The sequence below is a fragment of the Georgenia phoenicis genome, from assembly GCF_047302425.1.
GTDB lineage: Bacteria > Actinomycetota > Actinomycetes > Actinomycetales > Actinomycetaceae > Oceanitalea.
This window is the reverse complement of record NZ_CP154855.1, coordinates 2,885,732-2,906,746: the sequence shown is the minus strand read 5'-3', so window position 1 is coordinate 2,906,746 and position 21,015 is coordinate 2,885,732. Positions and strand designations below refer to the sequence as shown.

Below are 21,015 nucleotides of genomic sequence, written 5' to 3'. Positions count from 1 at the left end.
GCGGAGCCACCCGCACTCACCCTCCCGCGCTCAGCGCAGGATCGGGACCTGGAGCGGGTAGCGGTAGACCTCGCCCCGGTTGGCGGCGATGGCGCCCCTGATCGACAGGACGAGCTGGGCGATGAAGGCCCCCGCCCACAGGACGAGCGCGACGGGGATGAGGAACACGGTGACGAAGCAGACGAAGGCGATGACACCGACGATCCACACGGTGAGGTTGAAGTTGAAGGCGCTCGCCGCCGCGTTGCGGATGAGCGGCCCGCGGTCGCGCCAGACGAACCACACGATGAGCGGGGCGAGCCAGCTGACCGTCCCGACGCTCAGCACGATGCCGGCGAGCGGGGAGAGGTGGGCGATGACGGCGATGGTCCGGTCGTCGGCGGAGGGCTGCTGCCCGTAGGGCTGGTTCGCGTAGGGAGCCTGGCCGTAGAGCTGGTTGCCGTAGGGCGGGTAAGGGGGCTGCTGCTGACCATAGGGGTCGGCCGGGGCGCCGTAGGGGGACTGTCCGTACGGGCCGGCGGGCTGCTCGTAGGGCGAGTGTCCGTACGGGGACTGCCCGGGCCCTGGACCGCCGCTGGACGGGCGCTGGGGGTCGTCACCGAAGTCGGGTGTGGTGGACATGGTCGCTCCTTCGTCTGCACTGCGCGGCGCTCGCGACCAGCGTACGGGCGAGCAGGTGCCGCGCGCCGAGCTACTGGCAGACTCCCACCATGACCGACGACGCCGCTCACGTCCCGACCGACCCCCGCGACGCCGCGATCGCCGCGTACTGGGCCACCGCCCGCAAGCGGGCCGGGCTCAACCGGCTCGACGTCGTCGTGGGCCAGCAGGCCCTGGGGACGGTGCAGCCGCCGGCGTGGTCCTTCGGCTCCGACCCGCGGGAGGCCGACTCCCTCCTCGCCCTCGTGCTCTCGGGCGCGAAGACGGCGACGTCGAGTGCCGCCGAGCCCTACCCCGTGCGCGGCGAGCCCGTGCCGCGGCCCGGCGACCTCTCGATCATCCTCGACGGCGCGGGCCGGCCCCGGGCCCTCATCGTCACGACGGCGATCGACGTCGTCCCGTACGCCGCGGTCGGCGCGGAGCACGCCGCGGCCGAGGGGGAGGGCGACCTGTCCCTCGAGCACTGGCGGGCCGTCCACGCCCCCTTCTTCACGGCCGAGCTCGCCGAGGTGGGGCTGACCTTCGACGACGACAGCGAGGTCGTCCTCGAGCGCTTCCGGCTGCTGGACCCGCGGCCCGGCAAGGACACCGCGGACGTCCGCGAGCCGGTCACTACGTGAGACAGCCGTCCCGATCAGTGGACGGATGACTACGGTGGGCGCATGACGCGCACTATCGACCTCGCAGTGATCGCCGGAGACGGCATCGGCCAGGAAGTCGTCGCCGAGGGGCTCAAGGTCCTCGACGCCGCCCTGCAGGACGTCACCGTCCGCACGACGCCGTACGACCTCGGCGCCGCCCGCTGGCACCGCACGGGGGAGTCCCTCACCGACGAGGACCTCAGCGCCATCCGCCAGCACGACGCGATCCTCCTCGGCGCCGTCGGCGACCCGAGCGTGCCCAGCGGCGTCCTCGAGCGCGGGCTGCTCCTGCGGCTGCGCTTCGAGCTCGACCACTACGTCAACCTGCGCCCCTCGAAGCTCTTCCCCGGCGTCCCCACCCCGCTGGGCGAGCCCGGTGAGATCGACTTCGTCGTCGTCCGCGAGGGCACCGAGGGCCCCTACGTCGGCAACGGCGGCGCCATCCGCGTCGGCACGCCCCACGAGGTGGCCAACGAGGTCAGCGTCAACACCGCCTTCGGCGTCGAGCGCGTGGTCCGCGACGCCTTCGCGCGCGCGGCGGCCCGTCCCCGCAAGAAGCTCACCCTCGTCCACAAGCACAACGTCCTCGTCCACGCCGGCCACCTGTGGCGGCGGACGGTCGAGCGCGTCAACGCCGAGTTCCCCGACGTCACGGTGGACTACCTCCACGTCGACGCCGCGACGATCTTCCTCGTCACCGACCCCGGGCGCTTCGACGTCATCGTCACCGACAACCTCTTCGGCGACATCATCACCGACCTCGCCGCGGCCGTCACCGGCGGCATCGGCCTGGCCGCCTCGGGCAACGTCAACCCCGACCGCACCACCCCGAGCATGTTCGAGCCGGTCCACGGCTCCGCGCCGGACATCGCCGGCCAGGGCAAGGCGGACCCGACGGCCACCGTCCTGTCGGTCGCGCTCCTCCTCGCCCACCTCGGGCACGACGACGCCGCCACTCGCGTCGAGCGCGCCGTCGCCGCCGACATCGCCGGGCGCGGCACCACCCCGCGCACGACGAGCGAGGTCGGCGACGCGCTCGCGGCCGCCGTCGCCGAGGGCGCCCGCGCCCGCTGAGCGGCCGCGCGCCGGGCCTGTCCGGCGGCGCCCGGGCGATACTCTCGAGTACCACTGCACGCACCAGCACCCGCCGCCGGCGGATGACCGAAGGACCGCTGGAGGCCCGTCATGACCACTGCACCTGCCGATTTCGCGATCGTGCCGAGCTCGCGCCCGCGGACGACGGCGGAGCGCACCGCCGCCCTCGAGCGGCTGAGCTTCGGGGTGGAGTTCACCGACCACATGGCGCGGGCCACGTGGTCGGTCGACGGCGGGTGGCACGGTCACCGGGTCGAGGGCTTCGCCCCGCTCGAGCTGTCCCCGGCCGCCTCGGTGCTCCACTACGGCCAGGAGATCTTCGAGGGCCTCAAGGCCTACCGGCACGCCGACGGCTCGGCCTGGGCGTTCCGGCCCGAGGCCAACGCGCGCCGCTTCCAGCTCTCCGCGCGCCGCCTGGCGATGCCCGAGCTGCCGGTCGAGGACTTCCTCGCCTCCATCCGCGCCCTCGTCGAGACCGACCTCGAGTGGGTGCCCTCGACGCCGGGCGCGAGCCTGTACCTGCGGCCCTTCATGATCGCGACCGAGCCCTTCCTCGGGGTGCGGCCCGCCCACCGCTTCGAGTACCTCGTCATCGCCTCCCCGGTGGGGCCCTACTTCGTCAACGGCTTCCAGCCGGTCTCGATCTGGGTGGCCGAGGACTACCACCGCGCCGGGCCGGGCGGCACCGGCAACGCGAAGTTCGGCGGCAACTACGCTGCCAGCCTGCTGCCCCAGCAGACGGCCTACGCCCGCGGCTTCGACCAGGTGTGCTTCCTCGACGCCGCCACGGGCACCAACCTCGAGGAGCTCGGCGGGATGAACATCTTCGTCGTCGGGGCCGACGGCGTCGTGCGCACCCCGGCCCTCACCGGCACGATCCTCGAGGGCGTCACCCGCTCCTCGATCCTTACGCTGCTCACCGACCAGGGCACCGCCGTCGAGGAGTGCGACATCCCGCTCGCCGGGCTGCTCGACGGCATCCGCGACGGCTCCGTCAGCGAGGTCTTCGCCTGCGGCACCGCCGCGGTCATCACGCCCATCGGCCGCCTGGCGGGGGAGTCCTTCGACGTCACCGTGGGCGACGGCGCCGCCGGGCCGGTCACCGAGCGCCTGTTCACCCAGCTCACCGACATCCAGTTCGGCCGCGCCGCGGACCCGCACGGCTGGATGCAGCCGCTCGTCTGAGCGGGCGGGAGGCCGGGGTGGACGGGTGCTACAGGTCACCCGCCGGGTGTGGCATCATGACGCCATGCAGTTCCGGCTCATTATCGGCTAGCGCACGCGGCACCACCCGCCACGTGCGCAACCTCCCGTACCCCGGGAGGTTTTTTTGTTGCCGGAGACCCCGGCGGCGACCGAGACCGGCACCACCCCCGTCGGGGAGCAGGACTGCGACGGCTGACAGAGGGAAGACACACCATGAGCACGACGACGCGCCTCGCCTCGCAGGCTGAGCTCGCCATCGACGTCTACGACACCACCCTGCGCGACGGCGCCCAGCAGGAGGGGATGAACCTGTCCGTCGCGGACAAGCTCGCCATCGCCCCGCTGCTCGACGAGCTCGGGGTGGGGTACATCGAGGGCGGGTGGCCCGGCGCGATCCCCAAGGACACCGAGTTCTTCGCGCGCGCGGCCAAGGAGCTCGACCTGCGCCACGCCCGCCTGGCCGCCTTCGGCTCCACCTGCAAGGCCGGCACGCGTCCCCACGACGACCCCCAGGTCCGTGCGCTCGTCGACTCCGAGGCGCCCGTCATCACGATCGTCGCCAAGAGCGACATCCGGCACGTCGAGCGCGCCCTGCGCACGACGGCGGAGGAGAACCTGCGGATGATCGCGGACACCGTCCGCTACCTGCGCGAGCACGACCGCGAGGTCATCCTCGACGCCGAGCACTTCTTCGACGGCTACCGCTACGACGCCGAGTACGCCGTCGCCGCGGTCCGCGCGGGCCTCGACGCCGGCGCGCACGTCGCCGTCCTGTGCGACACCAACGGCGGGATGCTGCCGGGGTGGGTCCACGAGATCGTCACCGACGTCCGTGCGCGGGTCGACGGCGTCCTGGGCATCCACGCCCACAACGACACCGGCTGCGCCGTCGCCAACTCCCTCGCCGCCGTCGAGGCGGGGGTGCGGCACGTCCAGGGCACGGTCAACGGCTACGGCGAGCGCACCGGCAACGCCGACCTCGTCACCGTCGTCGCCAACCTCGAGCTCAAGCACGGGGTGGACACCCTCGCCGGGGACGGGCTGCGCGAGTCGAGCCGCCTGTCGCACGCGATCAGCGAGATCACCAACATCAGCCCCTACGCCCGCCAGCCCTACGTCGGCGCCAGCGCCTTCGCCCACAAGGCCGGCCTGCACGCCTCGGCGATCCGGGTGGACCCCGACCTCTACCAGCACATCGACCCGGTGGCCGTGGGCAACGACATGCGCATGCTCGTCTCGGAGATGGCGGGGCGGGCGAGCATCGAGCTCAAGGGCCGCGAGCTGGGGATCGACCTGTCCGGCCGGCCGGACGTGCTCGCCCGGGTCACCGAGCGGGTCAAGGCCGCCGAGGCGCAGGGCTACACCTTCGACGCGGCCGACGCGTCCTTCGAGCTGCTCCTGCGTGAGGAGCTCGACGGCAGCCGCCCGCGGTACTTCTCCGTCGAGAGCTGGCGGGCCATCGTCCAGACGCTGAGCGAGGACATCTCCCTCACCCTGGCCGAGGCCACCGTCAAGCTCCACACCGGCCGCGGCCGGGTCGTGTGCACCGGCGAGGGCAACGGTCCGGTCAACGCGCTCGACCACGCACTGCGCCAGGCCCTGGTCGACGTGTACCCCGAGCTCGAGGACTTCGAGCTCATCGACTTCAAGGTCCGCATCCTCGACACCCAGTCGGGCACCGACGCGACCACCCGCGTGCTCATCGAGACCTCCGACGGCGCCCGCTCCTGGAGCACCGTGGGCGTGGGGCCCGACATCATCGAGGCCAGCTGGGAGGCCCTCGTCGACTCGGTGGTCTACGGCCTGCTGCACCGCGACGTCGAGCCGCGCTGAGGCCGGGCGCCACTGCCGGTAGCCTGAGCCGGTGCGTGGTGAGTACAAGGTTCCCCAGGGCAAGCTCGTCGCCGTCGACCTCGAGGTCGTGGAGGACCGGCTGCGGCACGTCAGCGTCTCGGGGGACTTCTTCCTCGAGCCGGACACCGCCCTCGAGGCCATCAACGCGGCCCTCGAGGGCATGCCGGCGACGGCGGGCGCCGAGGAGCTCGCCCAGACGGTGACCCGCGCGCTCACCCCGGACGTCGCGCTCGTCGGCTTCAGTGCCGACGCCGTCGGCATCGCGGTGCGCCGCGCCCTGGGGCACGCGACGAGCTGGGCCGACCACACCTTCGAGGTCATCGGCCCGCGCGTGCTGCCCCCGGCGATGCACGTGGCCCTGGACGAGGTGCTGCCCGGCGAGGTGGCCGCCGGCCGCCGCGGCCCGCTCATGCGCATCTGGGACTGGGACGGCCCGCTCGTCGTCATCGGCTCCTTCCAGTCGGTGCGCAACGAGATCGACCCCGAGGGGCTCGCCCGCCACGGCATGTCGGTGGTCCGCCGCGTGTCCGGCGGCGGGGCGATGTTCATGGAGCCCGGCAACTGCATCACCTACTCCCTCGTCGTGCCCACCTCCCTCGTCGAGGGGCTGAGCTTCGAGCGCTCCTACGCCTTCCTCGACGACTGGGTCCTCGGCGCCCTCAAGGAGGTCGGCGTCAACGCCCGCTACGTGCCGCTCAACGACATCGCCTCCGACGCCGGCAAGATCGGCGGCGCCGCCCAGAAGCGCTTCGCGAGCGGCGTCGTCCTGCACCACGTGACGATGAGCTACGACATCGATGCCGACAAGATGCTCGAGGTGCTCCGCATCGGGCGCGAGAAGATGTCGGACAAGGGCACCACGAGCGCCAACAAGCGGGTCGACCCGATGCGCTCGCAGACCGGGATGAGCCGCGAGGCCATCATCGAGTCCTTCATCGCCCACTTCGAGGGCCGCTACGACACCGTGCGCTCGGACTACACCGCCGAGGAGCTGGCCCGCGCCGAGCAGCTCGTCGAGGAGAAGTTCCTCGACGACGCCTGGACCTACCGCGTGCCCTGACGCAGCCTCGCAGCCGGATCCCGCCACAACCGGCGGCGACACGCCGCCGGTCACGGGCGGCGAGTCGCGCTCATCCGCCGGCGTTTGTGGCGGGATCCGGAAGCTGGACGAGGGGCTCAGTCGATCCTGCGCGCGTAGGCGGGGATCGTGAGGAACGGCGGGTAGTCCTCCGCGAGAGCCGTCTCGGCGAAGAGCTCGGCGGCCTGCGCCACGCGATCCACCCGGTCCGCGTCCCCGTCCACCTCCGAGACCAGACGCAGCCGCTCCTCCTCGAGGAGCGCGGTGACGAGCTCCCGGGTGACCGGGGCGCCGTCGTCGAGCACGGTGCGGTGACGGACCCACTGCCACACCTGGGAGCGGGAGATCTCCGCGGTGGCGGCGTCCTCCATGAGCCCGGAGATCCCGACGGCGCCCCGCCCGCCGAGCCACGCCTCGAGGTAGCGCAGCGCCACGGCGACGTTCGTCCGCAGACCCTCGCGGGTCACCCGTGGCGGTGGGACGGCCAGGAGGTCGGCGGCGGTGACGGTGACCTCCTCCCGGGTCCGGTGGATCTGGTGCGGGGTGAAGCCGAGGGTGGCGTCGAAGACCTCCCGGACGGCGGCGACCATGCCCGGGTGGGCGACCCACGAGCCGTCGAAGCCGTCGTCGGCCTCCCGCTGCTTGTCGGCCCGCACCCGGGCGAGGACCTCCTCGGTTCGCTGCGGGTCCTTCGACGGGATGAATGCCGACATCCCGCCGATCGCGTGGGCGCCGCGCCGGTGGCAGGTGCGCACGAGAAGCTCGGTGTAGGCACGCATGAACGGGACCGTCATCGTGACGTCGGCGCGGTCGGGCAGGACCATGTCCGGCCGGTCCCGGAAGGTCTTGATGAGGGAGAAGATGTAGTCCCAGCGCCCGGCGTTGAGGCCGGCGCTGTGGTCCCGCAGCTCGTAGAGGATCTCCTCCATCTCGAAGGCCGCGGTGATGGTCTCGATGAGCACCGTCGCGCGGATGGTGCCGTGCTCGATGCCCAGCTGCCGCTCGGTGAAGGTGAAGACCTCGTCCCACAGCCGCGCCTCGAGGTGGTTCTCCAGCTTCGGCAGGTAGAAGTACGGGCCGGACCCGCGGGCGAGGAGCGCGTGAGCGTTGTGCACCATGTACAGACCGAAGTCCACGAGGCTGGCGGACATCGGCTGACCGTCGAAGCGCAGGTGCTTCTCGGTGAGGTGCCAGCCGCGCGGGCGCATGACGATCGTCGGGAGCTCGCCGTCGTGGAGGCGGTAGTCCTTGCCCTCGGGGGAGGTGTAGGTGATGGTGCGGCGGATCGCCTCGCGCAGGTTGGCCTGACCGGCGATGACGTTCTCGAGGTGCGGGGTGTTCGCGTCCTCGAGGTCGGCGAGCCACACCTTCGCCCCGGAGTTGAGGGCGTTGATCGTCATCTTCCGCTCGGTGGGGCCGGTGATCTCCACCCGGCGGTCCTCCAGGCCAGGCGCCGGAGGCGCCACGTGCCACGAGGTGTCCTCGCGGATGTGCCGGGTCTCGGGCCGGAAGTCCAGCCGCCTGCCGTCGGCGAGCTCCTGGCGGCGGCGCTGGCGCAGCTCGAGCAGCTCGGCGCGGCGACCGGCGAAGCGCTTGTGGAGCTCGGTGAGCAGGGCGAGGGCCTGGGGCGTGAGGATCGCCTGGCTCGCCGGCGTGGATGGGATGTCGACGACGGTGCGCACGGTCCCGTCCAGCCCGAAAGGTGGCCGTTCGCGGCGCCGACGACGGCGGGGCGGGGCGATCTCGTCTCCCGCGGTCGGCGGCGTGGGCGCCGAGGGCGGGGTGAGGGGAGGGTCGTACCGGTAGGGGGCGGTGGTCTGCGTGGTCATGGCGGTGTCCTTCGGTGTTGGCTTGGGAGTGCGGGCCGGGTCGGCGCCGGGTGGCGCCGCCCCACCGGCCTCAGAACTGCTGCTCCTCGGTGGACCCGCGCAGGGCGAGGGTGTCGCTGCCGGGGTTGAGCGCGGTGGAGACGAGGTCGAAGTAGCCGGTGCCCACCTCCCGCTGGTGGCGGGTGGCGGTGTAGCCGTCGGCCTCCGCGGCGAACTCCTTCTCCTGGAGCCCGACGTAGGCGGTCATGCCGTGCTGCGCGTAGCCGCGGGCCAGCTCGAACATGCCGTGGTTGAGCTGGTGGAAGCCGGCCAGGGTGATGAACTGGAACCGGTAGCCCATGGCGCCGAGCTCGCGCTGGAAGCGCGCGATCTCGTCGTCGTCGAGGTGCTTCTTCCAGTTGAAGGACGGCGAGCAGTTGTAGGCGAGCATCTTGCCCGGGTGCTCTGCGCGGACCGCCTCGGCGACCCGGCGGGCCAGGCCGAGCTCCGGCGTCGAGGTCTCGACCCAGATGAGGTCCGCGTACGGCGCGTAGGCCAGGGCGCGGGCGACGACGGCATCCGGTCCGGGCGCCGTGCGGTAAAAGCCCTCGGCGGTGCGCTCGCCGGTGGTGAAGGCGGCGTCGTGCGGGTCGATGTCGGAGGTGATGAGGTTGGCGGCGAGGGAGTCGGTGCGCGCGACGAGCACGGTGGGAACGTCGAGGACGTCGGCGGCGAGGCGGGCCGCGCTCAGCGTGCGGATGTGCTGGGAGGTCGGCACGAGCACCTTGCCACCGAGGTGGCCGCACTTCTTCTCCGCGGCGAGCTGGTCCTCGAAGTGGACGCCGGCGGCACCGGCCCGCACGAGGGCCTTGGTGAGCTCGAAGGCGTTGAGCGGCCCGCCGAAGCCCGCCTCGGCGTCGGCGACGATCGGGGCGAGCCAGTCGAAGCCCGGGTCGGTGCCCTCGGCGAAGGAGATCTCGTCGGCCCGGAGCAGGGCGTTGTTGATCCGCCGCACGACGCGCGGGACGGAGTCGACGGGGTAGAGCGACTGGTCGGGGTAGGTCTGGCCAGCGGTGTTCGCGTCGGCCGCGACCTGCCAGCCGGACAGGTAGATCGCCTCGAGGCCGGCACGGACCATCTGGGTGGCCTGGCCGCCGGTGAGCGCGCCGAGCGCGTGGACGTAGTCCCGGGTGTGGAGCAGCTCCCACAGCCGCTGCGCACCGCGCCGGGCGAGGGTGTGCTCCTCGCGGACGGTGCCGCGCAGCCGGACGACGTCCTCGGCCGAGTAGTCCCGCCGGACTCCCGCCCAGCGGGGGTTGCCCGCCCACTCCTGGGCGAGGTCGGCGGCCTCGCTGCGGATGCGGGTGGCGACCGACCGGCCCTCACCGTGCGTCGTCGGGGTCAGCGTCGTCGTGGTCATCGGTTCTCTCCCTGGTCGGCCGGCTCGCGCCGGTGAACAACTGCGTGCCTCCACTCTGGAAGCATGATCTGCGCCACACCAAGGTCTAAGGTTGGTGAAGTTCCGTGATCCTTCACTGGAGGAGAAGAAGTGCCGGACGCAGACGACATCGACCTCGCCGTCCTCGGGCCCCGGATCCGCCACGCCCGCCGCGCCCGCGGGCTCACGCTCGCGCAGCTGGCCGGGCGGGTGGGTCGGGCGCAGTCGCTGCTGTCCCAGATCGAGAACGGTCGGCGCGAGCCGCGGCTCGCCCTCCTCGCGGCGATCGCCCGCGAGCTGCACGTCCCGGTCGAGGAGCTCCTCCGTCCGGAGCCGCCGTCACACCGAGCGGCGCTGGAGATCGACCTTGCCCGGGCGCAGGCGGCACCTCACTACTCCGCGCTCGGCCTGCCCGTGGTCAAGCCGGGGGCCACCCTGCCCACGGAGGTGCTCGAGGCGCTGGTCGGCATGCACCACGAGCTCGCGCGGGCCACCGCGATCCGGGCGGCCACGCCCGAGGAGGCTCGTCGGGCCAACGCGGAGCTGCGCGCGGACATGCGTGCCCGGCACAACTACTTCCCGGAGATCGAGGAGCTCGCGGCACGGATCGGGGAGGCGGTGGGCCACCGGTCCGGGCCGCTCACCGACCGGGGAGTCGGTGCCGTGACGCGGCACCTCGGCTTCACGGTGGAGCGGGTCCCCGACCTGCCGCGCTCCACCCGCTCGATCATCGACCGCCGCAACCAGCGCATCTACCTGCCCGTCACCGCGCGGGCCGGCCAGGACCCCCGCACGATCGTCCTGCAGACCTTGGGGCACGTCGCGCTCGGGCACGTCGAACCGCAGAGCTACGCCGACTTCCTGCGCCAGCGGGTGGAGGTCAACTACTTCGCCGCAGCGCTGCTCGTGCCCGAGGCCGCGGCCGTGAAGTTCCTCAGCGCGGCCAAGGACGAGCGGGCGCTGGCGATCGACGACCTGCGCGACGCCTTCGCCGTCTCCTACGAGACCGCCGCGCACCGGTTCACCAACCTCGCCACCGAGCACCTCGACCTGCCCGTCCACTTCATGCGGGTGGGGGAGGACGGGGTCATCTACAAGGCGTACGAGAACGACGACGTCACCTTCCCCACCGACGTCACCGGAGCCATCGAGGGGCAGGTCGTGTGCCGCTACTGGGCCTCCCGCGCGGTGTTCCACAACCCTGACCGGTACGCCACCCACCACCAGTACACCGACATGGGCCGCGGGACCTACTGGTGCACCACCCACGTCGAGCGGACGGGAACGGGGGACTTCGCCATCGACGTCGGCGTCCCGTTCGCGTACGCGAAGTGGTTCCAGGGCCGCGAGACGACGGTCCGCGCGCGCTCGGCGTGCCCCGAGCCGGCCTGCTGCCGCCGGCCCCCGGCCGAGCTCGCCGCCCGCTGGGCGGCCGACTCGTGGCCCAGCGCCCGGGCGCACTCCCACCTGCTCGCCGCGATCCCGCCCGGCACCTTCCCGGGCGTCGACGACACCGAGGTCTACGAGTTCCTCGACCGCCACGGCGCCCGCTCCTGAGGCTCCGCAGGGGCGCCCCGGCGTCAAGGCCGGGCCTGTGGGGGCGATAGGCTCGGGCCCGTGAGTGAGGTCCTCGAGGCGCTGGCGGCGGTCCGGGACCGGGTGGCCGCCGGGGCACGGAGCGTCGGTCGTGATCCGGCCGAGGTCGACATCCTCCTCGCGGTCAAGACCCAACCCGTCGAGCTCGTGCGCGAGGCCGTCGCGGCCGGTTTCCCCCTCCTCGGGCACAACCGCGCCCAGGAGCTCGTCGCGACCGCGCCGGACCTCGCCGACCTCCCGCACGAGATGCACTTCATCGGGCGGCTGCAGTCGAACAAGGCGGGCAAGGTCGTCCCGCTCGTCGGCTGCGTGCAGAGCGTCGACAGCCTGCCTCTCGCCGAGCGGCTCGACCGCCTCGCCGGCCGCGAGGGACGCGAGCTCGAGGTCCTCGTCCAGGTCAACACCTCCGCAGAACCGACCAAGGCGGGTGCCGCGCCCGAGGACGCGGTGGCGCTCGCCGTCGCCGTCGGGGCACTGCCGCACCTGCGGCTGCGCGGGCTCATGACGATCGGGGCGAACTCCACCGACGTCGACGTCGTCCGTGCCTCCTACGAGCGCCTGGCCGCGCTGCGCGACGAGGTGCTCGGCAGCGGCGCGGACGGCACCGGTGCGGCGCGGGAGCTGTCGATGGGCATGAGCGGTGACCTCGAGGTCGCCGTCGCCGCGGGCGCGACGATGGTCCGGGTGGGCAGCGCCGTCTTCGGGGCGCGTCCGGCCTGACCGGCTAGGTTGTCCTCGACGGGGGCTCGTCACGTACCGTGTCGGGGTTCTTGAGAGACGGGAAGGTCCATGTCCGACACCGGCCGCCGGCTGACGCCGGCGCAGCTGTTCCTCATCGTCGTCGTCAGCATCCTCGTGCTGCTCTTCGTCATCCTCCTCGCCGGCCGCCTCGGGGGCGGTGGCGAGGACCCGACGCCGTCGTCGACGAGCACCGAGCGGGAGAGCGAGCCGGCCGAGACGCCGACGCCGGAGCCCGAGGCGGAGTACTTCTCCTCGCCGTCGGGGAACATCGTCTGCGCCATCGGCACCGACTCCGCCGACTGCGTGATCTCCAACTTCACCTACGACCCGGTGGACGCCGCCTCCTGCGAGGAGGAGGGCGCGGGCGGCCACCTGCGCGTGGAGGAGGCGGGGGCCTCGATGCCGTGCGAGCCGCTCGTCGTCGCCGGTGACGTGCCCGTCCTCGACTACGGGCAGACGACGGCGGCGCACGGCTTCACCTGCGAGAGCGCGCGGTCCGGGGTCACCTGCCGCCACGACGGGTCCGGCTACGGCTTCAGCGTCGCCCGGGCCGCCTACGAGCTGTTCTGAACGGCGAGGGCCGCCCGGGGGCTCCCCGGGCGGCCCTCGCCGTCAGGTCACCAGATGCGCACGCGCTCCTCGGGCGGGAGGTAGAGCGCGTCGGTGGGCTGGACGTCGAAGGCCTCGACGAAGGCGTCGAGGTTGCGCACGACGCCGTTGCAGCGGAACTCGTTGGGCGAGTGCGGGTCGATCGACAGCAGCCGGATCACCTCGGCGTCGCGGGCCTTTTGCTGCCAGATGCGGCCCCACGAGTAGAAGACCCGCTGCAGACCGGTGAGCCCGTCGACCACCGGGGCGTCCTCGAGGCCGGACAGGCCCTGCTTGCGCAGCGCGATGTCGTAGGCCTTGATCGCGATCGACAGCCCGCCGAGGTCGCCGATGTTCTCCCCGATCGTCAGGGCGCCGTTGACGTGGTGCGAGCCGTTCAGCTGGGCGGGGGAGAAGGCGTCGTACTGCGCGATGAGCGCCTTGGTGCGGGCCTCGAACTCGGCGCGGTCCTGCTCGGTCCACCAGTCGTGCAGGCGGCCGGTGCCGTCGTACTTGCTGCCCTGGTCGTCGAAGCCGTGCCCGATCTCGTGCCCGATGACCGAGCCGATGCCGCCGTAGTTCCACGCGTCGTCGGCGTCGACGTCGAAGAACGGGGGCTGGAGGATCGCCGCCGGGAAGACGATCTCGTTCATCGTCGGGTTGTAGTAGGCGTTGACCATCTGCGGCGGCATGAACCACTCGTCGCGGTCCATGGGCTCGCCGAGCTTGGCGAGGTTGCGCGCAGTCTCGAAGAGCTCGGCGCGGCGGACGTTGCCGAGGAGGTCGGTCGGGTCGGTCTCGAGGGTGGAGTAGTCGCGCCACGTGTCGGGGTAGCCGATCTTCGGGGTGAAGGCGGCGAGCTTGTCCAGCGCGCGCTGCTTGGTCTCCTCACCCATCCAGTCGAGCTCGGTGATGGACTGGCGGTAGGCCTCGATGAGGTTGTCGACGAGCTTCTGCATGCGGGCCTTGTGCTCCGGCGGGAAGTGGCGCTCGACGTAGAGCTTGCCCACCGCCTCGCCCAGGGCACCCTCGACCAGCGAGACGCCCCGCTTCCAGCGCTCGCGCATCTCCGGCGCGCCGGTGAGCGTGCGGCCGTAGAAGTCGAAGTGCTCCTCGACGAAGGCGGAGGGCAGGTAGGGCGCCCGCGCCGAGACGACGTGCCACAGCAGCCACATGCGCAGGGAGTCGACGTCCAGCTCCTCCCACGCGGCGGCGAAGTGGGTGAGGAAGGACGGCATGCCGACGATGGTCGAGTCGACCGCGCCCGCGGGCAGGTTGAGGGACTCGCGCCACAAATCCCAGGGGAAGCCGGGCGCGGAGTCGACGACCTCGGCCCAGGTGCGCGGGTTGTTGATCTGGTCCGCCTCGCGCGAGCGGACCTTGTCCCAGTGGCCGGCGGCCAGGCGGGTCTCGACGTCCATGACGCGCTGGGCGGCGCCCATGGCCTCGTCGGCGGTGACGAGCCCGGAGAGCTCGAGCATCGCCGCGACGTGGGCGAGGTAGGCCGAGCGGGTCTCGGCGTGTGCGTCCTCGCGGTAGTAGGACTCGTCCGGCAGCCCGAGACCGCTCTGCCACAGGAAGACGCGGTAGCTGTCCGGGTCGTTGAAGTCGGTGTCGACGAAGAGCGCGACGGCGCCACCCACGCCGGTGGAGGCGAGCGTGCCCATGGCGCGGGCGAGGGCGTCCTTGTCCCGGGCGGCGGTGAAGAGCTCGACGTCGGGCTGGAGGGGTCCGGTGCCGAGGGCCTCGACGCGCTCCTCGGCCATGAAGGAGGCGTAGAGGTCACCGATCTGCTTGGCCTCGCCCGTGGCCTCCTCGTCCGCGGCGGCCTCGGTGATGATGTCGCGCACCCGCTGCTCGGACAGGTCGCGCAGCACCATGAAGGCGCCGTCGCGGGCACGGTCGGCGGGGATCTCGTGCTCGCGCAGGTAGGTCCCGTTGATGTGGCGGTAGAGGTCGTCCTGCGGCCGCACGCTCGTGTCCATGGCCTGCGCGAACGACATGGTCGTCTCGTCAGTCGTCATGGTCCGACGATACGGGAGGGCCGGGCGCCGGCACGGGCCGAGACGGTGGCCCCGGCCCGCCGCGCGGCACGGCAAGATAGGGGCCATGCGCATCCACATCGCCGCCGACCACGCAGGCTTCGAGCTCAAGGCCGCCCTCGTCGAGCACCTCACCGCGGGGGACCACGACGTCGTCGACCACGGGGCCGCGACCTACGACGCCCAGGACGACTACCCGTCCTTCTGCTTCTCCGCGGGTGAGGCCGTCGTCGCCGAGCCGGGCAGCCTCGGCATCGTGCTGGGTGGCTCGGGCAACGGTGAGCAGATCGCCGCCAACAAGGTGCGCGGTGTGCGTGCCGCGCTCGCGTGGGACCTGGACACCGCCACGCTCGCGCGGGCGCACAACGACGCCAACGTCATCTCCCTCGGCGCTCGCAAGCACTCGGTCGACGAGGCGATCGCCCTCGTCGAGGCCTTCATCGCCGAGCCCTTCTCGGGGGAAGCCCGCCACCAGCGCCGCATCGACCAGCTCGCCGCGTACGAGCAGCGCTGACCCCACCTGCCGGTCGCCGAGAGCGGAGTTGTTCCTGGAACAACTCCGCTCTCGGCGTTACGAGGGGGGCTCGGCGTTGGTCAGAAGCCCCAGCCGGTGGAGGGGGCCACCGGCCAGGAGAAGGCCGTCGCGGCCGGTGCGAGCGCGCCGGGGACGAGCTCGGTGACCCGCCCGGCCGCGGCGAGCGCCGTGAGCGTCGTCCCGCCGAGGTAGGCCGCGCCGAGGTCCGCGATCCCCACCGCGAGGTGCGCCGGTGCCTCGGTGCGGGCCACCTCCACGCCGTCCGGCCCGCCGCGCACGTGCCAGCGGCCGGCGTTGTCCGGGACGAGCGGGTCGCTCACCTCGAGGACGACGTCGACGGCGCACGGGTAGGCCCGCGCGCCCAGTGCGGCGGGAAGGTCGAGGATGCGCAGCCACACGTCGTCGTGCACCTTGCGGTTGATGCCGCGGACGTCGATGAGCAGGCCGAGGAGGGCGTCGTCGGGCGCGAGGTTGCCCACCTCGACGCTCCCCATGAGGTCGAGGTCGAGAAGTGCGGCCCACAGCGCGCGGGCGGCCGGGGCGTCGAGCGCGAGGGCGTCGTGCACGTGGACGGTGCCCTCCGGCCTGCCCTCGTCGCTCCACTTCTCCTTGCGGCGGAACAGCGCGTAGCCCCGAGGTGCACCCGTCGCGTCCCGGACGAAGGCGATGCGGCGGCGCTCGGCGCCGCGCCGCGCGGAGGGCCAGTCGATGACGCGCATCTGCCGCAGCGCCTCCGTGTCCCGGGTGATCCACCCGGGGCGCAGCACCTGGCCGTGGACGTGCTCGAGCTCGGTACTGTGCCGCGGGCCGTCGAGGCTCTCGAGCTCGACGACGAGGTCCTCACTGCCGGGGACCTCGCGGAGCCCTGCGCCGCGGCCGAGCGTCGCGGACACGCGGTGGGTGGCGATCCCGTAGCCGTAGCGGCCGTAGATGCCGCTCTCCGCGGCGTTGAGGACCGAGACGACCTCGCCGCGCTCACGTGAGCGGCGCAGGTGGGCGTGGAGCATCGCGCGGCTCAGCCCGCGGCGGCGGTGGCCCGGGTGGACGCCCACCCAGGTGAGGCCGGCGGCGGGCAGGCGCTCGCCACCGGGCACCTGGACCCGGAAGGCGTACGAGGAGTGCATCGCCGCGAGCGTGGTGCCCCGCGGTCCGTCGTGCCAGACGCCGACGCTGCGGCCGGGCTCGAGCTCCCAGACGTGGACCTGCTCGTCCTCGGGGGCGAAGTCGAAGGCGAAGGCCCACCGGTCGATGTCGTGCATCGCGGCGCGGTCGGCGGCGTCGTCGAGCTCGGCCAGGCGGTAGCCGGTCGGGAGCGGGGGAGCGGGCGGGTCGGTGAAGGTCACCGCCGGATCATGGCAGCGGCCGGCCCGTGCGGTCAGGTGATTTTGCGACAATGGCCGGCGTGACCGACTGGAGCGAGCTCGTCCTCGACATCGCCGACGACGTCCCACCCGGCCGCGCCACGACGTACGGCCTCATCGCCGAGGCGGCGCGCCTGCGGACGGGCCGCGGCTCGGCACGGTCGGTCGGCGCGGTCATGGCCCGCGAGGGCGGCGCCGTCGCGTGGTGGCGGGTCGTCCGCGCCGACGGGTCCCTGCCCGAGCAGCTCACCGCCCGGGCCGCCGAGCACTACCGCGGGGAGGGGACACCGCGCCGCCCGGGCGGCGCCGTCGATCTCACCCGCGCCCTGTGGGACCCCCTGGAGGAGACACATGCCTGAAGGCCACTCGATCCACCGCCTCGCCCTCGCCTTCGACGAGCTGCTCCACGGGCAGCGCCTGGCCGTGAGCTCCCCGCAGGGGCGCTTCGCCGCCGGTGCCGAGGTCCTCGACGGGCGGCGCCTCGTCGCCACCGACGCCCACGGCAAGCACCTGTTCCTCGGTTTCGGCGAGGACGGTGAAGCCCGTGAGGAGCTGCGCTGGCTGCGCGTGCACCTGGGCCTGTACGGCTCGTGGACCTTCGCCGGGGACGCCACCTTCCAGGCCCCCCACGCCATCGGTGCCCCCCGCCGGCGCGTCGCGGAGGAGGAGACGCCGCTGCCCGTCGGCGACGACGGCGCGCAGGTGCCGCCGTCGGAGTGGACGGTGCCCGAGCCGCGCGGTGCGGTGCGGGTGCGGCTGCTGGGCGAGCACGGCGTCGCCGACCTCACCGGCCCCACCGCATGCGAGGTGGTGACGCCCGAGGAGAAGGAGGCGGTCCACGCCCGCCTGGGGCCCGACCCGCTGCGGGCGGACGGGGACGTCGAGCAGTTCGTCGCGAACGTCCGCCGCCGCGCCCGGCCGGTGGGCGAGCTCCTCATGGACCAGTCGGTCATCGCCGGCGTCGGCAACATCTACCGCGCGGAGGCGCTGTACCGGGCGCGGCTGCACCCGCGCAAGCTCGGCCGGACCGTGGCGGCCCCGCGGCTGCGGGAGATGTGGGCCGACCTCGTCACGCTCATGTCCGACGGCGTGAGCACCGGCCGCATCGTCACGACCGAGCCGGAGGACCGCGAGGTGGAGGACGACCGCTGGTACGTCTACCACCGCTCCGGCGGGCCGTGCCTGCGCTGCGGGAGCACGGTCGCCGAGGACGAGATGGCCGGGCGGCGGGTCTTCTGGTGCCCCCGTGAGCAGCGGCGACCGGCGGCGGCCTAGCGCACCTGCGCGGGGGCGGTGGCCAGCAGTGCGCTGACCGTCTCGGCCAGCGGCGTGCCCAGGTGCACGGTGCGGTCCCCGCGCGGGGCGAGCAGCCCCTCCTCGTCGGCCCGGTAGAGCTCGGCCAGGCTCTCGGCGACGGCCACGGGCAGGCCGGTGCCGACGAGCGTGTCGACCCACGCCTCCTCGGGGATCGTGACGGCCGCGACGTCACGCCCGAGCGCGGCGGACAGGACGGCGGCCACCTCGCGCTCGGTGGTGAGCGGGCCCAGGACGTCGACCGCCTCGCTGGACGCGGGAGGGGAGAGCAGGCTCCTGGCGGCGACGGCGCCGACGTCCCGGGTCGCCCCCATCGGCAGCGGCACGTCCGCGGACGTGGCGAGCACGGGGTAGACGCCCTCCGCCCGGACGAGGTCGAGGGCGTCGGTGACCTTCTCCTGGAAGTGGCCCGAGCGCAGCGCGGTGAGGGTCGTCCCCGTCGCCCGCACCGCCTCCTCGAGGGCGTGGAGCCCGACGACCGGGCCGGTGCCGGCGGGCAGGTCGGCACCACCGGAGGAGAGGGCGACGACGTGCGGCACCCCCGCGTCGGCCACCGCGCCGGCCGTGGCCGTGACGACCGCCGTGGCGTGGGCGGCGGGGTCGGAGGAGGTGAGGTCGAAGGGCAGGAGGGTGAAGAACCCGGTGCACCCGGCGAGGGACGCTGCGAGCGCGGCGCGGTCGCGCAGGTCGACGACGCGGACGTCGGCGCCCCGCTCCTCCCACTCCGTGGCGGCGGCGGGACGGCGGACGAGGACGCGGACCTGCGCCCCGGCGTCGAGCAGGTGCTGTGCGACGGCGGACCCGACGCGTCCGGTGGCTCCGGCGATGACGTACATGGCGTTGCTCCCTGGGTCGAGGTGGCTGGTAGTCCGACGCTAGAAGGCCTGGTCCGGCTGATCCATGCTCGAAAGGCCGGCGCTCTTGCTCGTTCGTCCAGGTCTCCCGGACGGGCGGCACGGGTGGGACACTCGCGACGTGGACGTGACGGCACCGTGGCGGCCGACCGACCGGTTGAGCCGAGCCCTGCACACCGTGCGCATGCACGGCACCTTCTACTGCCGCGCCGAGCTCACCGCGCCGTGGGCCCTGCGCATGCCGGCAGTGCCCGACGCCGTGAGCTTCCACGTGCTCACCGCCGGCGCCTGCTGGGTGGGCGTGCCCGGCCACGCGCCGGTCGAGCTGCGCGCCGGCGAGCTGGCGCTCGTCCCGCACGGGCGGGGGCACGACCTGCTCAGCGCCCCCGGCGCCGGCCCCGCGCGGAGGGTCGAGCGGCTTCCGCAGGACTACCTCACCGAGCACTACTCGGTCCTGCACCACGGCGGTGGCGGGCCGCCCACGCAGCTCGTCTGCGGCGTCGTCGGCTTCGCGGAGCCGACCGCCCGGGAGCTGCTGCGCGCGCTGCCACCCGTGCTCCTCACGCGCGGCGCCCCCACCGTCCGGGAGACGGTGCGGCTCATGGCCGAGGAGCTGTCCCACCTGCGCCCGGGCGGCGAGGCCGTGGCCACCCGGCTCGCGGACATCCTCGTCGTCAGGGCGGTCCGCGCCTGGCTCGAGCACGACCCCACGGCCCGCGAGGGCTGGCTGCGAGCCCTGGACGACGAGCACGTCGGCCGGGCGCTGGAGGCCGTCCACGCCGAGCCGGGCCGGCCGTGGACCCTCGAGCTGCTCGCGCGCACGGCCGCGATGTCGCGGTCGTCCTTCGCCGCGAGGTTCACGGCGCTCGTCGGTGAGCCGCCGATGGCCTACGTGACCCGGTGGCGGATGCTCCTCGCCCAGGAGCGGCTGGCCCGGGACGACACGACCGTGGCGGCGCTCGCGGCCGAGCTGGGCTACCGCTCGGAGGCGGCGTTCAGCCGCGCCTTCACCCGCACCGTGGGCAGGACGCCCGGAGCAGTCCGGCGGGAGTCGGGTCGGACGAGGCCCACCGCGTGAGGAAAGGCCTCGCGTCGGCGAGGGGACCGCGGGCACCATCGACGGCATGCGAGGAGACGAGCACCAGACCGTCACCGCAGAGCTGAGTGGCGTCGTCCGGCGAGCAGAGGCCAACGTCGCGGGCGGGGGTGGGCCCTTCGCCGCCGTCGTCGTCCTGCCGGACGGGCGGCGCTTCGAGGGCACCAACCGGGTGGTGGCGACGAGCGACCCGACCGCCCATGCGGAGGTCGTCGCCATCCGGCGGGCGTCCAGCGCGACCGGGTCGGTCGCGCTGGACGGCGCCGTCGTCTACGCCAGCTGCGAGCCGTGCCCGATGTGTGTCGCCGTCGCCCTGTGGGCACGCGTCGGCGAGGTCCACTACGCAGCCGACCGCCACGACGCCGCCCGGGCGGGCTTCGACGACGCCGCCTTCCACGACTACTTCACCGACCCGGCGCGTCGGGAGCTGCTGCCCGTCGTGGGGCAGCGGGTGCCCACGGCCACGCGACCCTTCCTCGCCTGGGAGGCCAGGGCGGACCGCACCCCGTACTGAGCGCGGGCCGGCTCAGATGAACAGCGCCGGGTCGGCCCAGGGGTCGATCTCGGCCGGACGCTCCCGGACCCGGCCGGGCACCCCGACGGCGACGGCACCGGCCGGCACGTCCTTGACGACGACGGCGTTGGCCCCGACCTGGGCGTCGTCGCCCACCGTGATGGGCCCGAGGACCTTGGCTCCCGCGCCGATGACGACGCGGTCGCCGATCGTGGGGTGGCGCTTGCCGCGGGTCATCGAGCGGCCCCCCAGCGTGGTGCCGTGGAACATGACGACGTCGTCGCCCACCCGCGCCGTCTCCCCGATGACCACGCCCATGCCGTGGTCGATGAACAGGCGCCGGCCGAGGACGGCGGCGGGGTGGATCTCGATACCGGTGAGGGCGCGGACGAGCTGGGACAGCAGCCGTGCGGGCAGCCGGCCCAGGGGGCCGGCGTGCCACATCCGGTGGCAGACCCGGTGGGCCCACAGGGCGTGGACACCGGGGTAGCCGAGGGCCACCTCCGCGAGGCTGCGCGCCGCGGGGTCACCGCGGCGCGCAGCCTCGAGGTCCTCCCGCAGGAGGACCCAGAAGCGGACGGAGGAGTTGTGCAC

20 protein-coding genes are annotated in these 21,015 nt (G+C 73.4%); 13 read left to right on the top strand and 7 right to left on the bottom strand.

Features of this window, described 5'->3' with window-relative positions; genetic code table 11:
- Positions 1 to 30: 30 nt before the first annotated feature.
- Complete coding sequence (locus AA0005_RS13830) at positions 31 to 621, bottom strand: DUF4870 domain-containing protein (protein ID WP_413450722.1); 591 nt, start codon at positions 619 to 621, stop codon at positions 31 to 33.
- 89 nt (positions 622 to 710) lie between these two features.
- Here AA0005_RS13830 and AA0005_RS13825 point away from each other — a divergent pair, with 89 nt between their 5' ends.
- The 5 genes from AA0005_RS13825 to AA0005_RS13805 all read left to right on the top strand — a co-directional run bounded on the left by AA0005_RS13825 (position 711) and on the right by AA0005_RS13805 (position 6,516).
- Positions 711 to 1,280 carry an ASCH domain-containing protein gene (locus tag AA0005_RS13825; RefSeq protein WP_413450721.1) on the top strand — a complete coding sequence of 190 codons (570 nt, stop codon included), beginning with the start codon at positions 711 to 713 and terminating at the stop codon, positions 1,278 to 1,280.
- 42 nt (positions 1,281 to 1,322) lie between these two features.
- A complete protein-coding gene (locus AA0005_RS13820) occupies positions 1,323 to 2,375 on the top strand; it encodes a 3-isopropylmalate dehydrogenase (protein WP_413450720.1) in 1,053 nt (350 codons plus the stop codon).
- A gap of 111 nt (positions 2,376 to 2,486) precedes the next feature.
- Positions 2,487 to 3,581, top strand: a complete 1,095-nt coding sequence (locus AA0005_RS13815; protein WP_413450719.1) for a branched-chain amino acid aminotransferase — start codon at positions 2,487 to 2,489, stop codon at positions 3,579 to 3,581.
- A 234-nt stretch (positions 3,582 to 3,815) separates the two neighbouring features.
- A complete protein-coding gene (gene cimA / locus AA0005_RS13810; protein ID WP_413450718.1) occupies positions 3,816 to 5,435 on the top strand; it encodes a citramalate synthase in 1,620 nt (539 codons plus the stop codon).
- Between the two features lie 31 nt (positions 5,436 to 5,466).
- A complete protein-coding gene (locus AA0005_RS13805) occupies positions 5,467 to 6,516 on the top strand; it encodes a biotin/lipoate A/B protein ligase family protein (RefSeq protein WP_413450717.1) in 1,050 nt (349 codons plus the stop codon).
- Between the two features lie 116 nt (positions 6,517 to 6,632).
- Here the strand turns inward: AA0005_RS13805 and aceB are convergent, their stop codons facing one another.
- Together aceB and aceA are read right to left on the bottom strand one after the other, a co-directional pair.
- On the bottom strand, positions 6,633 to 8,363 hold the full coding sequence (gene aceB / locus AA0005_RS13800) for a malate synthase A (RefSeq protein WP_413450716.1): 1,731 nt from the start codon (positions 8,361 to 8,363) through the stop codon (positions 6,633 to 6,635).
- 70 nt (positions 8,364 to 8,433) lie between these two features.
- Positions 8,434 to 9,762: an isocitrate lyase gene (gene aceA / locus AA0005_RS13795; protein ID WP_413450715.1), complete on the bottom strand. Its 1,329-nt coding sequence runs from the start codon at positions 9,760 to 9,762 to the stop codon at positions 8,434 to 8,436.
- Between the two features lie 129 nt (positions 9,763 to 9,891).
- Here aceA and AA0005_RS13790 point away from each other — a divergent pair, with 129 nt between their 5' ends.
- The 3 genes from AA0005_RS13790 to AA0005_RS13780 all read left to right on the top strand — a co-directional run bounded on the left by AA0005_RS13790 (position 9,892) and on the right by AA0005_RS13780 (position 12,687).
- Complete coding sequence (locus AA0005_RS13790) at positions 9,892 to 11,337, top strand: helix-turn-helix domain-containing protein (protein WP_413450714.1); 1,446 nt, start codon at positions 9,892 to 9,894, stop codon at positions 11,335 to 11,337.
- A gap of 60 nt (positions 11,338 to 11,397) precedes the next feature.
- Positions 11,398 to 12,096, top strand: coding sequence for a YggS family pyridoxal phosphate-dependent enzyme (locus tag AA0005_RS13785; protein ID WP_413450713.1), 699 nt, complete (start codon positions 11,398 to 11,400; stop codon positions 12,094 to 12,096).
- Between the two features lie 69 nt (positions 12,097 to 12,165).
- Positions 12,166 to 12,687, top strand: a complete 522-nt coding sequence (locus tag AA0005_RS13780; RefSeq protein WP_413450712.1) for a hypothetical protein — start codon at positions 12,166 to 12,168, stop codon at positions 12,685 to 12,687.
- Between the two features lie 47 nt (positions 12,688 to 12,734).
- Here the strand turns inward: AA0005_RS13780 and AA0005_RS13775 are convergent, their stop codons facing one another.
- On the bottom strand, positions 12,735 to 14,729 hold the full coding sequence (locus tag AA0005_RS13775; protein ID WP_413450711.1) for a M13 family metallopeptidase: 1,995 nt from the start codon (positions 14,727 to 14,729) through the stop codon (positions 12,735 to 12,737).
- Between the two features lie 85 nt (positions 14,730 to 14,814).
- Here AA0005_RS13775 and AA0005_RS13770 point away from each other — a divergent pair, with 85 nt between their 5' ends.
- Entirely contained in the window at positions 14,815 to 15,261 is a 447-nt protein-coding gene (locus AA0005_RS13770; protein ID WP_413450710.1) for a ribose-5-phosphate isomerase, read from the top strand.
- A gap of 80 nt (positions 15,262 to 15,341) precedes the next feature.
- Here AA0005_RS13770 and AA0005_RS13765 read toward each other — a convergent pair whose 3' ends face one another.
- Positions 15,342 to 16,625 carry a GNAT family N-acetyltransferase gene (locus AA0005_RS13765; RefSeq protein WP_413450709.1) on the bottom strand — a complete coding sequence of 428 codons (1,284 nt, stop codon included), beginning with the start codon at positions 16,623 to 16,625 and terminating at the stop codon, positions 15,342 to 15,344.
- Positions 16,626 to 16,684: 59 nt separating this feature from the next.
- Between AA0005_RS13765 and AA0005_RS13760 the strand changes: the two genes are divergently transcribed.
- Complete coding sequence (locus tag AA0005_RS13760; protein WP_413450708.1) at positions 16,685 to 17,002, top strand: MGMT family protein; 318 nt, start codon at positions 16,685 to 16,687, stop codon at positions 17,000 to 17,002.
- On the top strand, positions 16,995 to 17,918 hold the full coding sequence (locus AA0005_RS13755; protein WP_413450707.1) for an Fpg/Nei family DNA glycosylase: 924 nt from the start codon (positions 16,995 to 16,997) through the stop codon (positions 17,916 to 17,918). Before AA0005_RS13760 ends, AA0005_RS13755 begins: the two co-directional genes overlap by 8 nt.
- Here the strand turns inward: AA0005_RS13755 and AA0005_RS13750 are convergent.
- Positions 17,915 to 18,793: an NmrA family NAD(P)-binding protein gene (locus AA0005_RS13750; RefSeq protein WP_413450706.1), complete on the bottom strand. Its 879-nt coding sequence runs from the start codon at positions 18,791 to 18,793 to the stop codon at positions 17,915 to 17,917. The genes AA0005_RS13755 and AA0005_RS13750 overlap by 4 nt on opposite strands.
- Positions 18,794 to 18,932: 139 nt before the next feature.
- Between AA0005_RS13750 and AA0005_RS13745 the strand changes: the two genes are divergently transcribed.
- Positions 18,933 to 19,889 carry an AraC family transcriptional regulator gene (locus tag AA0005_RS13745; RefSeq protein ID WP_413450705.1) on the top strand — a complete coding sequence of 319 codons (957 nt, stop codon included), beginning with the start codon at positions 18,933 to 18,935 and terminating at the stop codon, positions 19,887 to 19,889.
- Positions 19,890 to 19,935: 46 nt separating this feature from the next.
- Positions 19,936 to 20,421 (top strand): nucleoside deaminase, encoded by a 486-nt coding sequence (locus tag AA0005_RS13740; protein ID WP_413450704.1) that lies wholly within the window; start codon positions 19,936 to 19,938, stop codon positions 20,419 to 20,421.
- A 12-nt stretch (positions 20,422 to 20,433) separates the two neighbouring features.
- On the opposite strand, the gene epsC is transcribed toward AA0005_RS13740, so the two are convergent.
- Positions 20,434 to 21,015, bottom strand: coding sequence for a serine O-acetyltransferase EpsC (gene epsC / locus AA0005_RS13735; RefSeq protein WP_413450703.1), 582 nt, complete (start codon positions 21,013 to 21,015; stop codon positions 20,434 to 20,436).

Bases quoted from the DNA above. Each gene is read 5' to 3' on its own strand.
- AA0005_RS13830 (WP_413450722.1), bottom strand. From the start codon at position 621: ATGTCCACCACACCCGACTTCGGTGACGACCCCCAGCGCCCGTCCAGC.
- AA0005_RS13825 (WP_413450721.1), top strand. From the start codon at position 711: ATGACCGACGACGCCGCTCACGTCCCGACCGACCCCCGCGACGCCGCG.
- AA0005_RS13820 (WP_413450720.1), top strand. From the start codon at position 1,323: ATGACGCGCACTATCGACCTCGCAGTGATCGCCGGAGACGGCATCGGC.
- AA0005_RS13815 (WP_413450719.1), top strand. From the start codon at position 2,487: ATGACCACTGCACCTGCCGATTTCGCGATCGTGCCGAGCTCGCGCCCG.
- cimA (WP_413450718.1), top strand. From the start codon at position 3,816: ATGAGCACGACGACGCGCCTCGCCTCGCAGGCTGAGCTCGCCATCGAC.
- aceB (WP_413450716.1), bottom strand. From the start codon at position 8,363: ATGACCACGCAGACCACCGCCCCCTACCGGTACGACCCTCCCCTCACC.
- aceA (WP_413450715.1), bottom strand. From the start codon at position 9,762: ATGACCACGACGACGCTGACCCCGACGACGCACGGTGAGGGCCGGTCG.
- AA0005_RS13780 (WP_413450712.1), top strand. From the start codon at position 12,166: ATGTCCGACACCGGCCGCCGGCTGACGCCGGCGCAGCTGTTCCTCATC.
- AA0005_RS13775 (WP_413450711.1), bottom strand. From the start codon at position 14,729: ATGACGACTGACGAGACGACCATGTCGTTCGCGCAGGCCATGGACACG.
- AA0005_RS13770 (WP_413450710.1), top strand. From the start codon at position 14,815: ATGCGCATCCACATCGCCGCCGACCACGCAGGCTTCGAGCTCAAGGCC.
- AA0005_RS13755 (WP_413450707.1), top strand. From the start codon at position 16,995: ATGCCTGAAGGCCACTCGATCCACCGCCTCGCCCTCGCCTTCGACGAG.
- AA0005_RS13750 (WP_413450706.1), bottom strand. From the start codon at position 18,793: ATGTACGTCATCGCCGGAGCCACCGGACGCGTCGGGTCCGCCGTCGCA.
- AA0005_RS13740 (WP_413450704.1), top strand. From the start codon at position 19,936: ATGCGAGGAGACGAGCACCAGACCGTCACCGCAGAGCTGAGTGGCGTC.